The organism is Viridibacillus sp. FSL E2-0187 (genome assembly GCF_038006425.1).
GTDB lineage: Bacteria > Bacillota > Bacilli > Bacillales_A > Planococcaceae > Viridibacillus > Viridibacillus arvi.
Window position 1 is genome coordinate 537724 of sequence record NZ_JBBOVG010000001.1, and the last position, 14652, is coordinate 552375.

Here is a 14652-nt window from a genome sequence, read left to right on the forward strand (position 1 = left end):
TAATCACATAAATGAGAAAATTATATGTCTAGTGTCGAAAGTTTGTGGGGTGATATAAGGTGTAATTAATAAGGTTTAGATGTAATTAATTGATATAAGAAAAGAGCATTCTACAAATGTGTAGAATGCTCTTTGAGAAGGATTAATTGTTGTTACTAGTACCATTGTTTTCAGTACTAGTATCTTTGTCTTTATCAGTACTTGGGTCCTTGTCTTTGTCTTTATCTTTGTCTTTGTCTTTGTCTTTGTCTTTGTCTTTATCTTGCTCTGTTGTATTATCTTTGTCGGGTTTATTATTATCTGTATTAGGTTTCTGGTTCTTATCTTTGTCTTTGTCAGTATTTCCATTTGAACTTGAAGAGTTGTTATTTTGCTGTTTATCTTTCTCTTTATTCTTCTCTTTATCCTTGTCTTTCTCGTCATCAGGTTTGTTTGCAGCATCTAATTTTTCTTTCTCTTTTGTTGATAGAATACTTGCAGGATCCCCACCAAAGGTACCTAACATACGAGAGATAAAGTCAGGATTTAAGCCACCACTTGAGTTGAAACTATCATCTGGACTAGTAGGTAGCATCACTTGAGAGTTAAATAAATCTGTACGTGAGAACCCTGCTTTTGAACATGCAGATGATAATGCTCGTCCAGATAAACCACAGAATGTCTGACTAACTACACCAGGAGGAGCAGTGAAGCGTTTGCCAGATGCTGTAGCTAATTTTGGATTAGAATCATAAACAGAATTCATCAGTCTAGCCCATAACATATTTATACGAGTACTTGGTTGTAAGTAAGTTTCATTGTATTGATAAAGTGTCTGTGGTGTATCGTAACCCATCCATACACCTAATGAAATATCAGGGTTATATCCAACCAACCAAACATCGTTATAGAATTGTGATGTACCTGTTTTAGCAGCGAAGTCGGCACTAAATTTCAGGCCAGCATTTGCTGTTGTACCAGTTCCTTGTTTCAATACATCACGCATCATATCCGTAATGATATATGAAGTTTGTGGACTGTATACTTGTTTTGCTTTAGATTTGTGTTTATATACAGTTTTGCCGTCTGAATCAACAATTTTAGAAATCATATAACCATCCACGAATTTACCTCCATTTGCAAATGTTGCAAATGCATTCGTATTTTCTTCCACAGTTACACCATATTTTAGCGCGCCGATAGAAGTTGCGTAGTTCGTATAATCATCCGCATCTAAACTTGAGAAGCCATTTTTGGCAAGTAAATCAGCAGGTCTACGGTTCATGATTTGGCTGTACAGTCTGATTGCAGGTAAGTTCTGTGAGTCTTTTAAAGCTTCACGTGCCGAAATAATACCACGGTTATCACTTTCAGTATAGTTTGATGGAGACCATCCATTGAAGTTGAATTTCACATCGACTACAGGACTACCTGCCCCGATTACACCATATTCAATCGCTGGTGCATATACTAGAAGTGGCTTCATAGTAGAACCATTTGAACGTTTAGCTTGAGTAGCATGGTTTATTTCTTCTAATTTAAAGTCGCGACCACCGATAAAGCTTAAAATTTTACCTGTTTTGTTTTCCATGACAACACTACCAACTTGTACAGGTACATCAACTTGTTTACTTTTTCCAGTCTCTGAATCTGTAACAGTCTTTTTAAATGTAGCACCGTAATAGGCAAAGTTATCTTTTACATTTTGCATATTGTCATACATTTTCTTATCGATCGTAGAGTAAATCTTGTAACCTTTTGATCGCAATTCACGATCTGCTAAGATTGTATATTTTTCTTTTAATTTCTTTTCATTTTTTAATCGTTTTGGATCTAATCCATCTTTTTTAGCTAAAATAGTAGCCATTATATCTTTCGCACGGTTTTCAATTTCATATGTTACATATGGATATTTTTCTTCTGGGCGAAGTTCCGGCTTACGGAAATCTTTTTTAATATTGTATTTCAGTGCTTTTTTATACTGCTTGTCAGTAATATAGCCTGTTTCATGCATACGATATAAAACTGTTTTCATACGGTTAATACCAAGTGCTAATGAATCTTTATCTTTAAGCTTTCCTTGTTGTGTAAATGGTGTATATGCATAAGGTGATTGTGGAATACCTGCGATATAGGCAGCTTGAGCAAGGTTAAGTTCATTTGCTTTTTTATTGAAAATACCTTCAGCAGCTGTTTCGATTCCGGCAATATTACGACCAGATGCATTTCTACCATAAGGAATAATATTTAAATAAGCTTCTAAAATCTCGTCTTTGTCCATGAATTTCTCAAGTCGCATTGCGAGTAATAATTCTTTCGCTTTTCGCTCGTAAGAAACTTCATTCGTTAAAATTTGGTTTTTAATTAATTGCTGCGTTAACGTGGAACCACCTGTTTGAGTCGAGGAGTTCGTTACATCTTGTAACAATCCACGGAAAACTGCTTTTGGCACAATACCTTCATGCTCATAGAAGTATTCATCCTCTGTAGCTAGTACAGCATTAATTACATTTGGCGAGACCTTATCTAGAGTAGTTTCGCGTCGTTCTAAGTCCGAACGCATTTTACCTAAATATTTTCCACCTGCGAAGTAGAGATCACTCGTTTCATCATAAGTTAAAATGTCGCTGCGCATTTCAGCTTTTGCTCGCAGAGGCTCTTCTTTTACGAGGGAAGCAAAATATCCAGCGCCAATAGACCCTACAAATACAAAACCTAAAACTGCTAATGTGATAAATAATAAACATAAATTCCAGATTACGCTTGATGTTATGCGTAGTGTTTTCATCCATCTCATAGAAGTCATTTCTTGAATACGATTGTCTATTTTTTCAACCCATTTTTTAAATTGTTCTATCACTAAATCGACCTCCTAAAATCTCGTTAATTATACCATAATTGATTTATGACTAATAATATTTATTGACAATGAATCTAAATGAAGTACAATAGTCATTAATAGTTTTTCGAGCGTTGAAAAGTGCGCAGTAGTGAACATATTCCCTGTATAGAGAGCTAGCGGTTGGTGAAAGCTAGTCATAATATGGACACGAATTACACATTTGGAGCGAGAACGTAAGCGTCGCGTTAAGACGTATGAGCCGGAAGAATCATTTTTTCTTCAAGCTGGGTGGTACCGCGTTAAATTGTGATTAACGTCCCTGCATATTTATATGCAGGGACTTTTTTTATTTATATTAGGAGGTAAGGAATATGACAAATCTATTATTGGAAGATTTACAGTGGCGTGGCCTACTGTACCAACAAACAGATGCTGAAGGTATGGAAAAATTATTAAATGAGGAATCTGTTTCTTTGTATTGTGGTGTTGACCCAACTGCAGATAGCATGCATATCGGACATATCGTACCACTACTTACTTTAAGAAGATTCCAAATGGCAGGTCACCAACCAATTCTATTAATCGGTGGCGCTACTGGTATGATTGGTGATCCATCAGGTCGTTCTGAAGAACGCCAATTACAAACGGTTGAACAGGTTGAGAAAAACGTTCAAGGAATTAAAAAACAATTAGAGCGCATTTTCGATTTCAATTCAGATAACGGTGCAAAACTTGCAAATAACCGCGACTGGATTGGCTCAATGAATACGATTGAATTCCTACGTGACTACGGTAAATTAATCAATGTAAACTACATGCTAGGTAAAGATACAATTTCATCTCGCCTAGATACTGGTCTTTCATTTACTGAATTTGCTTACACAATTATTCAAGGTATTGACTTTAACCACTTATACGACAACTTCAATTGCCGTATTCAAGTCGGTGGATCTGACCAGTGGGGAAATATTACAACTGGCCTAGAAGTGATTCGTAAAACACATGAAGAAGAAACAAAAGCATTTGGTATCACAATTCCACTTGTAACAAAAGCTGATGGCACAAAATTCGGTAAAACAGCAGGCGGAGCAGTTTGGTTAGACGCGGAAAAAACATCACCATACGAGTTCTACCAATTCTGGATCAATGCAGCTGACTCTGATGTCGTGAAATACTTGAAAATCTTCACATTCCTATCTCGTGAAGAAATCGAAGCATTAGAAACTGCTGTAGAAACTGAGCCACATCTACGTAAAGCACAAAAAGCATTAGCTGCTGAAATGACAAAATTAATTCATGGTGCAGAAGGCTTAGAGCAAGCAATTCGTATTACAGAAGCACTATTCTCAGGTGACTTAAAAGCACTTTCAGTAGAAGAAATGAAAGTAGCATTTAGTGGCGTACCTTCGGTTGAAATCGCTAAAGAAGATCAGAACATTGTCGACCTAATCGTCGAAGCTAAAATTTCATCTTCAAAACGTCAAGCCCGTGAGGACGTAACAAACGGAGCTATCTCTATCAATGGCGAAAAAATCACTGATTTAGCATACACTGTAGACGCCAAAGACCGCCTAGAAGATGCATTTGCAATCGTAAGAAGAGGTAAAAAGAAATACCACATGGTACAGTTCAATTAAATGCTGAAGGCGTTCGTTTTAAGGAACGTAACCTAAGTGCGCGGCGTCCTGCCGCAACGGTTACGTGACCCACATCCTGTGGGCCTTCGACAAGCACTGGTACTTTCGAAACAAAAGCATCACCACAGCTTTTGTCCGAGAAAGTGGAAGTGACCTCGAGAGTCTAGCGCCTGAAGCTGGATAAGCTACTTAAGGAAGGCATCCTAAGTACGCGACGTCCTGTCGCAACGGTTGCATGACTAACATCCTGTTAGCCCAAGGCGCTCGTTTCAAAGGAACGTAACCTAAGTACGCGGCGTCCTGCCGTAACGGTTACGTGACCTACATCCTGTGGGCCTAAGCTATTAGTTATTCTTCCATTAAGACTATTGCTCACTTTAAAGTGAGCAGTAGTCTTTTTTTGAATCTATGAAAGAAGTATAGAACTAATAAATATTATGATTATTAAAGAAAACTTATCTATACATAGAATAGGCTCTTTTGTAAGAAAATAACCCTATTTTATCGTAAAATATTGAAATAAAAAAAGACTTCCCACTTAATGTGAGAAGTCTTCTACTTTTATTAAATTCAGCTTATTTTTCAATTATCCATTCAGGTAACGTGAGATTTTCATACTCTTTGGGATGTATTAAGGTTGCTAATTTCAAAGCACCTTCTAGTAACCTAGGAGAAGGACGGCAATAGAGCCATTCCTCCATTACATGAAGGCGATCTAATTTTATAGCAGACATTTCTGATGCACCAGGTCTTTTCAGAAGGTGCCCAGGTTTAATTCGGTGGTGTTGAACACCTACCCATGCTAAAAATACATAATCAGGATTTCTTTTTAATACATCATTCCAATCGGTCTGTACACTAGCTAATTCAACATCAGCAAAGAGGTTTACACCACCCGCAATTTCGCTTACTTCAGTCAGCCAGTTAATACCACCTGGTGTGAAAATGGGGTTTGGCCACCATTCCCAATATAATGAAGGTTTGATCTCACAACTTTCACCGATTTTCTTCATACTAGCAACAAAGCTCTCAAATTCAGCAGCTCTTACCTCAGCATGTTCGAGTACGCCACATGCTTTACCTAGTATACGTAAATCGTCAGCAATTTCTTGCAGACTATTAGGATTTAGTACGAGATGTGGAATTTTACGACGCTCGAGTTCCTCAATATTCTTCTCCATCCCAGGAACGCTAAGTGAAGCAATGACGAGCTCGGGCTCCATGCTTTCAAGCAAATCCATATTAATAGAAAGATCTGGACCAAGACGTGGTAAATGCTGAATAGAAGAGGGCCAATCAGAAAAGTCATCGATAGCAATTAACTGATGCTCAAGTTGTAAGTAGGTGAGTAGCTCAGTATTACTAGGGCAAATTGATATGATTTTCATTTATAAAGACCTCCTTTTAAATAAAAAATAGCCATTCGTTAAGTGTAATTATAACATAACGAATGGCTATTTTTGGCTATAGCTGAAAATGAGATTAGATTATGACCAGCGATTCATGCCACCTTTAACATTATAAACAGAAGTGAAGCCTGCTTTTGAAAGAATACTAGCAGCACGAGCGCTTCGCATACCACTTTGGCAGATAACGATGATTTCCCTGTTGGCATCAAGCTTGTTTACTTTGCTAGGTAGTTGATCTAATGGGATATTTTGAAATTGTACAATATGATGGGTTTTATATTCACCAGGTGTACGGACATCGATAAGTTGCTTTGATTTGTCATCTAGCATGTTTTTTAAATCATTTGTAGAAATATTTTTTACACCTTTTGCTGTTTTGGTGCGTAAGTACATAAAAACAGCGATTGCAAGTAGTAGGATAATCCATTCCATTATTGTAATTCTCCGTTTCTATTAGTTGTTATTAGTTGCTGGATAATTTTCATAGCATAATTCGGATCATAACCAAGTATCCAATTACCATTAATATTTGTTTGGGGTACGCCGAGGCGACCAGTTGCAGCCATTAGCTCTTGCACAATTTCAGGTTTTTCTTGAATGTTTACTTCTTTATAGAGAATGTTTTGTTCGTTTAGAAAATTTTTCATTAATACGCAGTAACCACAATTTGCGGCTGAATAAACGGTCACATCCAATGTCATGCCGTTATTGCCTCCTTTTGAAAGTTTATCCTATATACCCCTGTAGGTATTTTTAATATACTATGGAGGGTATGAGTTTTCAACTAATTTGTTTTGTAACATCTTTACTTGACACAATACCATTAGGGGTATAATATCTAATACTGTTACACGATATGCTTGAATTGAGGTGACGATAATATGGAGTATAATGATCAAATTAAGAATCGTTTGAAACGAATAGAAGGCCAGTTAAAAGGTGTTATTCGTATGATTGAAGAAGAAAAAGAATGTAAAGATGTCATCACACAGTTATCTGCCTCTCGCTCAGCAATTGATCGCGCGATTGGGCTTATTGTAAGTACTAATTTAGTGCGTTGCATGGAAGATGAAAATGAGCTTAAAGGGAAAGATAAAGAAACATTAATTAAAGAAGCTGTAGATCTATTAGTGAAGAGCCGATAATCGTCTCTTCCTTATTTTCAATATTATATATACCCAGAGGGGTAAAGGAGATAATAAAATGAAATCAATTTCAGTAGAAGAAGTACAACAACTATTAGAATCGGGTAAAGAATTGAATTTGATTGATGTTCGTGAAGTGGATGAAGTAGCTGCAGGTATAATTCCAACAGCCATCAATATCCCTTTAGGTTTAATCGAATTTCGTATGAATGAATTAGATAAATCAAAAGAGTACATAATGGTTTGTCGTTCAGGTGGTCGGAGTGGCAACGCAACAATGTTTTTAGAAAATCAAGGCTTTAATGTAGCTAATATGGATGGTGGCATGTTGGCTTGGGCTGGCGAAGTTGAATAAATTACAGTCATAAGAATCGTATAAAAGAGTATGCATTTCGCATACTCTTTTTATATGGAAAAATATTGGGGTGTGAAGATACTTTATTGGACGATATGATTCTTGAGTGGAATCAGAATCGTTAAACTGATTTTCGCTCTTTAAGGATTATTGAGAAAGAAGTTGAAAGAATCGCATAGTCATCCTTATGTTGCATTTCTCATATTTACCATAAATGAATTTTTAGGGAGAATATACCTATATTATCTTTGGTATGATTTTAACAGAATACTAGAAGGGGAGAATTGTAAATGAATGAATTACAAGAAACAAAGCAGCAAGAAGTGTTACATCCATTTTTCTCTATTTGGTTACAACCAAAAAAAACGGCCAGATATATACTTGATCATAAAGGATTAGGTTACGCCATCATATTCATATTGCTCGGAGGGATGGCTGGTGTACTTTTCAGTGCAATGGATGCGGAATCTTTAGATATTCCAACCTGGGGTATATTATTGATTTGTTTAATTGGTGGACCATTTATTGGATTGTTTTCATCTGCTATTGGGGCAGCGGTATTCTTACTAATAGGTAAATTGTTTAAAGGAAAGGCAACTTACAAAGAGATGTTCAAAGTAATGGGGTTATCCTCGATTCCTCATATTTGGTTAGCACCCATTTTATTATTATGGATGGCATTTTCTCCAGAAACATTTTTTCGGATGGATAGCGATTATCTTGAAGTGAAGAACCTTTTAGTAACACTAATTTCGAGTCTAGTCTCGTTTTGTGTCACTATATGGGCTTTTGTTATTAACGTGGGGGTAATTGCAGAGACGCATCGTTTTTCTAATTGGCGTGCATTTTTCACGATTTTCATTCCAGGCTTCGTTGTTTTTGTCATTTTACTTATTATTATTATTATTTTTACGTTCTCAATTATGGGGTAAATGTAGAGCGGTGATTAGTAAATAACCTAGTTCTTATCCATTTGAGGCTAAATGAACATCCAAATAATTCTTTGGATGTTCATTAGCCTCTTTTATATACTTTTTTTATAAGTAGCTTGAAAAAGAATTAATTTTTAGTTAGTGGAGAATATATAATAAAAAAACCTTGTACCCGTTGAAATAACGAGTACAAGGTTTTGGAAAGAACAAAGATTAACGAGAGTAGTACTCTACGATATAAGCTTCGTTGATTTCAGCTGATAATTCGCTGCGTTCTGGAAGACGTACAAAAGTACCTTCTTTTTTATCTGCATCGAATGATAGGTATTCTGGTACGAAGTTGTTTACTTCGATTGCTTCATTAACAACATCAAGGTTTTGAGATTTTTCACGAAGAGAAATCACTTGACCTGGTTTTACGCGGAATGAAGGGATATCAACGCGTTTACCATCAACCAAAATGTGGCCGTGGTTTACTAATTGACGAGATCCACGACGAGTGCGTGAAAGACCTAAACGGTAAACTAAGTTATCAAGGCGAGTTTCAAGAAGAATCATGAAGTTTTCACCGTGGATACCTTGCATTTTACCAGCTTTGTCAAATAGAGTACGGAATTGACGTTCGTTCATACCATACATATGACGAAGTTTTTGTTTTTCTTGTAATTGTAAACCGTATTCTGATAATTTTTTACGTTGGTTAGGACCGTGTTGTCCTGGTGCGTAAGGGCGTTTTTCGATTTCTTTACCTGTGCCGCTTAGTGAAATACCAAGGCGACGAGACAGTTTCCATGATGGACCTGTATAACGAGACATAGAGAGTCTCCTCCTTTAATTGGTTTTATTTTGTTGTAAAATAAAAACCAGATGTATCCAGAATTATTGACATTTTATTTTCATGCAACTTCGCCCATGCAGCCAAAGGGTTACGTGTTACACCATCCATTTCTGGAGGAACAAAATGAAGCAATAAAACCATACAACTGCTGCGTTTATTTTACACAAAGACCATTGTAACTTTTACATAGTAATGTGTCAAGGTAAATGAGAGAGTGTAGAATAGATAAAACAAGTAGTTAAAGGATAAAACAAGGAGCTTTGATACGATTTCTCGAATTCAAGAAGTTTTTTCCAAAAGGCTATAGTTGAAAAGACTTATTTTATGTATAATAGAATTAGACAAGATCATATATAGCATGTTTTGAAGGAAAAGGTGATTGCATGGCAGATTATCAACAAACAATGCAAAATGTAAAATGTCAGATCCTAGACTTGTGGATGGATTTAATAGATGAAAAACTTAATAGTAGTGAATATTTTGAACTATTAAAAGGAATCCTATTACAATACTTCGGTATTTCAAAAAGTGAATACTTACATTTAGACAAAGATACCTTCTATCCTGTCTCAATTGATGCAGCACATGAGAATATAACGCAAGGTATTCCAAGTAAATTATTAGAGCAGCATCTTCATCAAGAGTATCCATTCCCAAGCGCATTTGTTGATATTTTGAAAAAGAAATATGATTTTGCCGATGATGTGATAGTTTTACGGGAAGTTAATCAGAAACCGTTTGGCATTATCATTGTGCAAGAAACTGCGGATTGGAAAAAGTTTGCGAAGACAAAGTATATTCATGATTTTGAAATGCTACTCTCGCGTGTAATTCAGTTAATACAAAAAAATATTAGAGCCACATATGAACAAAAGATGAATATTGAATTAGTTAGAATGACAAGTATTTTCCATTCATCTATGGATATTGATCGAATTCTGAAAGCACTTCTTCATGGTGTCAGAAGTGCTCTCCCGAAGTTTGAATCGAAACTTATTTTATCAAACGATCAAGATCGTCATTTAACTGTTGATACGCATACATTTGATTATATGTCTGAGCGTTCTTCAACTATAGAAGCCTTTGTTTCAGGAGATATGAAAATTGAACAGGCCGAAGACATAGAATGGTGTGTATTAAATGCACCAATAAAGGGCCGTCAAGGTATTTATGGAGTGCTGCAAATTTTCGCACCGCTAAATTACGTTTTTGGTAAACAAGAGAAAGACCTCATTATGCATATAGCTGAAACTTCAGGGAATGCATTAGAAAATGCAAAACTATATCATCAATCACATCGTTTAGTATCAGATCTCCAACTTATAAATGAAACGTCGCACCGTTTAAATATGAAATTGAATCAAGAAGAAATGTTATTGTTTCTAGCAAAACAGTTAACAAAGTCGTTTAATCCGGATGAAATTTGCTTTGTTTTAAAAGAAAATGATGTATATCAAGTAACAACAGAGAGTACGGCCTTTTTCTTTGAAAATGAATCAAAGCCATATTTGAAATATGTAAGTGATCATTTTGATAAATCGACAGATCCATTATTTATAGCAGATTTCAGCAACTTAATAGCTGATAGAGTCTCGCTTATGTCGATGATGGCTATACCTATTATTATTCGAGAAAAAGTACATGGTTTTAGTATCGTCTTACATAATAAGCCGTATTTCTTTTCGTTTGATAGTTTTAAATTAATGCAATCTTTAATACGACATTCTTCATTGGCGATTTCGAATACAATTTTACGTGATCAACTTCAAGAAATGGTCGATCGAGATCATTTAACTAAATTATTTGCTAGAAAATATTTGGATCGATATGTTGAAGTTTCGATGGATAAGGATGAAGGTGGTGTCTTTATTCTATTAGATATTGATAATTTTAAAATGATCAATGATACATATGGACACCAAAAAGGTGATGCGATTTTAGTAACGATAGCGCAACATTTGGTAGACACGGTGGAGGGGCAAGGGATTTGTGCTAGATGGGGTGGCGAAGAAATTGCTATCTATTTACCTAACCAAACATTATTGGCATCAATTGATTTAGTTGATAAGATTGTTACATCTGTTCCTGAGGTAACAACACCATCTGTAACTGTTTCTTCAGGTGTAGCTGCTTGGCAAAAAAATCTTAATCACAATTTTCATAACGTTTTTCAAAATGCGGATATTGCATTATATGAAGCGAAAAATAACGGCAAAAATCAATTTCGTTTGTTTGAAATGGATGATGTTACAAATTAAGGTGTTAAAAAAGAGTTACGCTCAATACGATTGTGGGCGTAACTCTTTTGGTATTTTAGAATGAAAGATGTTTCGTTAATACTTGTGCAAAGTGTTCGATGCCTTTACGATCATCATCTGAAAAGCGATTTTGAATAGGGCTATCGATATCAAGTACACCAAAAAGTTTACCCTCAATGATGATTGGAACGACAATTTCTGATTGAGAAGCTGCATCACAGGCAATATGACCCGGAAATGCATGAACATCTTCAACGACGATTGTTTCCTGTTTCGCTGCTGCAGTTCCACAAACTCCACGTCCAATTGTGATATGGACACAGGCAGGTAAACCTTGGAATGGTCCTAATAATAATTCTTCGTTTTTATGTAAGTAAAATCCACACCAGTTAATGGTGTCTAAAAATTGATTTAATAATGCTGAGGCATTGCTTAAATTAGCAATAGTATCTGTTTCGCCTTCTAATAATGCATCTAACTGCTTTGCTAAAAGTGCATATTGTTCTTCTGAGTTGCCACTATAAGAGGATTGTGTAAACATTTTATCTCTCCATTCTAAATTATCTTAAAGGGAAAATTTTATCATAATGTTGATGTAAATCCGTAACTTGATGAGCGTCAGAGCCAAAAACAAGCGGAATCTGTAAAGCTTCAGCAAGTTTAACATATTGTAATGGAGGATAAGGTTCTTTACAATCCTTTTTTGACAAGCCTGCTCCATTGACATCTAGTGCATAGTCATTGAGGGCCATCAGTTGTAATATCTCTTCAATTTGTTTGTGGTCATCTATTTTTTGTTGATGTGCTAATTGGAATTTATGAACGAGTGTCGGGTGACCGATTCGTTTTGGTTTGTATGGTCCTAAATCAGAAGAAATAGATTCTTTAACTGTTTCATAATATAGACTGTAAACTTCTTTTACTGTTCCAACTGCTTCTGCAAATTCCAGGAATTTCTCACTTGAATAGTCAATACATGTATAAGTATTGTTATGTTTTAAAAAGTGAACTGATAAAATAGCATCGTCCAACTGTGGACCGATATCATTTAAAAAGTCTCTTGTTTGTCTTTCATAACCGGTAATAAAATCGACTTCTAAACCAATACGAATCCGAATTTTTGATGCATATTGTTTTTTTAATTCTTTTAACTTTTCTATATATGGATATAAATTTTCAATTACCATACCACTATCTTGCATAGGCGTTGGATCAGTAAAGCCATTAGGGAGAGGTGCGTGTTCAGTAAATGTAATGTCGGTAAATCCTAAATTGATTGATTTTTTTATGTATTTTTCAAAATCATCCGTGGTTCCGTGAGGGCAAAAAGGTGAGTGAATGTGAGCATCTCGTTTCATGAAATATTCCTCCAACTTGTATAATATAGTGATATGGTAGATATTTTTTTAAAATACGTTGTAAACGGTAAACAAATTCACCGAAAACATGGTAATATTAAGGTTAATTAATTGGCTGAAATAGTGATTTAGGAACAGGGGGTCTTACGATGCAGTATATCATTCCCGTTATAATCGTACTATGTATTATAGTAGCATTCATTTTCATTTTGCGTCGAAAACATAATAAAGAAATTCAGAGGTTGGATCAGAAAAAACTTCAAATTCAAAACAAACCTGTTTTGGAAGAGTTAACAAAAGTGAAAGCTCTGAACATGAATGGTCAAACAGAAGAGATGTTTGAGCGCTGGCGCAATAAATGGACGGAGCTTATGGACGTTGAAATGCCTAAAATCGACGTGCTATTATTTGATGCTGAAGAACTTGTGGATAAATTCCAATTTGGCAAAGCGACTGACATTGAAAAAGAAATTGAATCTCGTATTAATGAGTACGATCAAGAGATGATCCAAATTTTAAAAGAACTTGGTGAATTGATCGGTAGTGAAGAGAAAAACAGAATTGAGATTGAACAGCTGAAGGATCAGTATCGTTCAGCTAGAAAAACGTTGTTAGCTCATCAATATTCATATGGTCCTGCTGCAGGTCCATTAGAAAAACGTCTGGAGACATTTAATCCGAAATTCGAGGAATATGAAGTACTGACAGAATCAGGTAACTATTTACAAGCAAGAGAAATTGTTATTACGTTAGATGAAGAAGGTCAACATATTTTCAAATTGATAAATGAAATTCCAGCGTTATTAACGGATATTCAGCACAAGATTCCATCTCATATTCATGAACTACGTAATGGTCAACGAGAAATGGAAGAGCAATCATTCTTCTTAAAACATTTAGAACTGAATGGAAAGTTAGATGTAATGGAAGAAAGCATTGATGAATTTAAACAACAAATTGCGGATTTGAACATAACTTCAGTTCAGCATCGAGTAAATGAAATTAAAGATGAAATTGATTCATTTTATGATGCATTAGAAAAAGAAGTGATGGCTAAGAGATTTGTTGATGAAAACTTTGAACAAATTGGTGCACGATTAGAAAATGTTATTGTATCAATCGATGAAACAGCAAAAGAGGCAGAAGAAGTTCAAAAAGGATATCATTTATCAGAAAAAGATGCTGCACTTCCTACAAATTGTAAACAACAATTGATGTCAGTTCGTCAGCGATATGAATTACTATCTATTCAAGTAAAAGAAGAGCAATCTGCCTATTCTAGCTTACAAGAGGAGTTAAAGGGAGTTAAAGAAGAAACAGAACGTTTATTTGAAGAGCAAGATCGATTTGCTGATCGTTTAAAGAGTTTAAGAATTGATGAAAATAAAGCAAGAGCTACACTTGGAAACCTCAAGCAGTTATTGCATGAAACAGATCGTATGTTAAATAAGGCGAATATTCCAGGGATTCCAGAAGAAATGGATATCCGATTGGAAGAAGCAGAGGAACAGTTATTTATAGTTGTTCAAAGCTTAAAAGAAGTTCCGTTAAATATGGTAGCCGTACATAAGAATTTGGATACCGCTGAAAAATGTATTCAAGATGTACATAATACAGCAACAGAAATGCTTGAAAACGTATTATTAATTGAACGAATTATTCAATATGGTAACCGTTATCGTGCGTCTAATCCAACAATGCACCAACGATTATTAGAGGCTGAGCAGGCATTCCGAGAATTCCGATATGCAAAAGCGCTAGAAAATGCTGCAACAGCCGTAGAAGCAGCCGAACCAGGTGCTATGAAAAAAATTCAAGTACTTGCCAAAGACGACAATTGACGTTCATAATAAGAGAAGCATAAAGCCACCGCACGGTAGAGTGCAGGTGGCTTTCTTT

The 14652-nt window shown here is 35.5% G+C and carries 13 protein-coding genes and 1 other annotated feature; of the genes, 6 read left to right on the top strand and 7 right to left on the bottom strand.

Features of this window, described 5'->3' with window-relative positions; translation table 11 throughout:
* Positions 1-142: 142 nt before the first annotated feature.
* Positions 143-2785, bottom strand: a complete 2643-nt coding sequence (locus MHH85_RS02600; protein WP_340708113.1) for a transglycosylase domain-containing protein — start codon at positions 2783-2785, stop codon at positions 143-145.
* A 158-nt stretch (positions 2786-2943) separates the two neighbouring features.
* Positions 2944-3145, top strand: a binding site (T-box leader).
* Between the two features lie 47 nt (positions 3146-3192).
* On the opposite strand from MHH85_RS02600, the gene tyrS reads away from it, so the two are divergent.
* Positions 3193-4458, top strand: coding sequence for a tyrosine--tRNA ligase (gene tyrS / locus MHH85_RS02605; protein ID WP_340705857.1), 1266 nt, complete (start codon positions 3193-3195; stop codon positions 4456-4458).
* A 575-nt stretch (positions 4459-5033) separates the two neighbouring features.
* Here the strand turns inward: tyrS and MHH85_RS02610 are convergent.
* The 3 genes from MHH85_RS02610 to MHH85_RS02620 form a co-directional block, all read right to left on the bottom strand.
* Entirely contained in the window at positions 5034-5846 is an 813-nt protein-coding gene (locus MHH85_RS02610; protein WP_340705858.1) for a cobalamin-binding protein, read from the bottom strand.
* 99 nt (positions 5847-5945) lie between these two features.
* Positions 5946-6299 (bottom strand): rhodanese-like domain-containing protein, encoded by a 354-nt coding sequence (locus MHH85_RS02615; protein WP_340705859.1) that lies wholly within the window; start codon positions 6297-6299, stop codon positions 5946-5948.
* Positions 6299-6568: a glutaredoxin family protein gene (locus MHH85_RS02620; RefSeq protein WP_340705860.1), complete on the bottom strand. Its 270-nt coding sequence runs from the start codon at positions 6566-6568 to the stop codon at positions 6299-6301. Before MHH85_RS02620 ends, MHH85_RS02615 begins: the two co-directional genes overlap by 1 nt.
* 180 nt (positions 6569-6748) lie before the next feature.
* Here MHH85_RS02620 and MHH85_RS02625 point away from each other — a divergent pair, with 180 nt between their 5' ends.
* The 3 genes from MHH85_RS02625 (at position 6749) to MHH85_RS02635 (ending at position 8299) form a co-directional block, all read left to right on the top strand.
* On the top strand, positions 6749-7012 hold the full coding sequence (locus MHH85_RS02625; protein WP_053416639.1) for a metal-sensitive transcriptional regulator: 264 nt from the start codon (positions 6749-6751) through the stop codon (positions 7010-7012).
* Between the two features lie 58 nt (positions 7013-7070).
* Positions 7071-7367: a rhodanese-like domain-containing protein gene (locus tag MHH85_RS02630; RefSeq protein ID WP_053416638.1), complete on the top strand. Its 297-nt coding sequence runs from the start codon at positions 7071-7073 to the stop codon at positions 7365-7367.
* Between the two features lie 290 nt (positions 7368-7657).
* Positions 7658-8299 (top strand): Yip1 family protein, encoded by a 642-nt coding sequence (locus MHH85_RS02635; protein ID WP_340705861.1) that lies wholly within the window; start codon positions 7658-7660, stop codon positions 8297-8299.
* A 213-nt stretch (positions 8300-8512) separates the two neighbouring features.
* On the opposite strand, the gene rpsD is transcribed toward MHH85_RS02635, so the two are convergent.
* Positions 8513-9115 (bottom strand): 30S ribosomal protein S4, encoded by a 603-nt coding sequence (gene rpsD, locus MHH85_RS02640; protein WP_053416636.1) that lies wholly within the window; start codon positions 9113-9115, stop codon positions 8513-8515.
* Between the two features lie 405 nt (positions 9116-9520).
* On the opposite strand from rpsD, the gene MHH85_RS02645 reads away from it, so the two are divergent.
* Positions 9521-11395 (top strand): sensor domain-containing diguanylate cyclase, encoded by a 1875-nt coding sequence (locus MHH85_RS02645; protein ID WP_340705862.1) that lies wholly within the window; start codon positions 9521-9523, stop codon positions 11393-11395.
* A 55-nt stretch (positions 11396-11450) separates the two neighbouring features.
* On the opposite strand, the gene MHH85_RS02650 is transcribed toward MHH85_RS02645, so the two are convergent.
* Together MHH85_RS02650 and hisJ are read right to left on the bottom strand one after the other, a co-directional pair.
* Entirely contained in the window at positions 11451-11936 is a 486-nt protein-coding gene (locus tag MHH85_RS02650; protein ID WP_340705863.1) for a GAF domain-containing protein, read from the bottom strand.
* A gap of 19 nt (positions 11937-11955) precedes the next feature.
* Positions 11956-12753, bottom strand: a complete 798-nt coding sequence (gene hisJ, locus MHH85_RS02655; protein WP_340705864.1) for a histidinol-phosphatase HisJ — start codon at positions 12751-12753, stop codon at positions 11956-11958.
* Positions 12754-12902: 149 nt separating this feature from the next.
* Here hisJ and ezrA point away from each other — a divergent pair, with 149 nt between their 5' ends.
* Positions 12903-14594: a septation ring formation regulator EzrA gene (ezrA, locus tag MHH85_RS02660; protein ID WP_193740728.1), complete on the top strand. Its 1692-nt coding sequence runs from the start codon at positions 12903-12905 to the stop codon at positions 14592-14594.
* Positions 14595-14652 lie beyond the last annotated feature (58 nt).

Bases quoted from the DNA above. Each gene is read 5' to 3' on its own strand.
- MHH85_RS02600 (WP_340708113.1), bottom strand. From the start codon at position 2,785: ATGACTTCTATGAGATGGATGAAAACACTACGCATAACATCAAGCGTA.
- MHH85_RS02630 (WP_053416638.1), top strand. From the start codon at position 7,071: ATGAAATCAATTTCAGTAGAAGAAGTACAACAACTATTAGAATCGGGT.
- MHH85_RS02635 (WP_340705861.1), top strand. From the start codon at position 7,658: ATGAATGAATTACAAGAAACAAAGCAGCAAGAAGTGTTACATCCATTT.
- MHH85_RS02650 (WP_340705863.1), bottom strand. From the start codon at position 11,936: ATGTTTACACAATCCTCTTATAGTGGCAACTCAGAAGAACAATATGCA.
- rpsD (WP_053416636.1), bottom strand. From the start codon at position 9,115: ATGTCTCGTTATACAGGTCCATCATGGAAACTGTCTCGTCGCCTTGGT.
- MHH85_RS02610 (WP_340705858.1), bottom strand. From the start codon at position 5,846: ATGAAAATCATATCAATTTGCCCTAGTAATACTGAGCTACTCACCTAC.
- MHH85_RS02615 (WP_340705859.1), bottom strand. From the start codon at position 6,299: ATGGAATGGATTATCCTACTACTTGCAATCGCTGTTTTTATGTACTTA.
- hisJ (WP_340705864.1), bottom strand. From the start codon at position 12,753: ATGAAACGAGATGCTCACATTCACTCACCTTTTTGCCCTCACGGAACC.
- MHH85_RS02620 (WP_340705860.1), bottom strand. From the start codon at position 6,568: ATGACATTGGATGTGACCGTTTATTCAGCCGCAAATTGTGGTTACTGC.
- ezrA (WP_193740728.1), top strand. From the start codon at position 12,903: ATGCAGTATATCATTCCCGTTATAATCGTACTATGTATTATAGTAGCA.
- MHH85_RS02645 (WP_340705862.1), top strand. From the start codon at position 9,521: ATGGCAGATTATCAACAAACAATGCAAAATGTAAAATGTCAGATCCTA.
- MHH85_RS02625 (WP_053416639.1), top strand. From the start codon at position 6,749: ATGGAGTATAATGATCAAATTAAGAATCGTTTGAAACGAATAGAAGGC.
- tyrS (WP_340705857.1), top strand. From the start codon at position 3,193: ATGACAAATCTATTATTGGAAGATTTACAGTGGCGTGGCCTACTGTAC.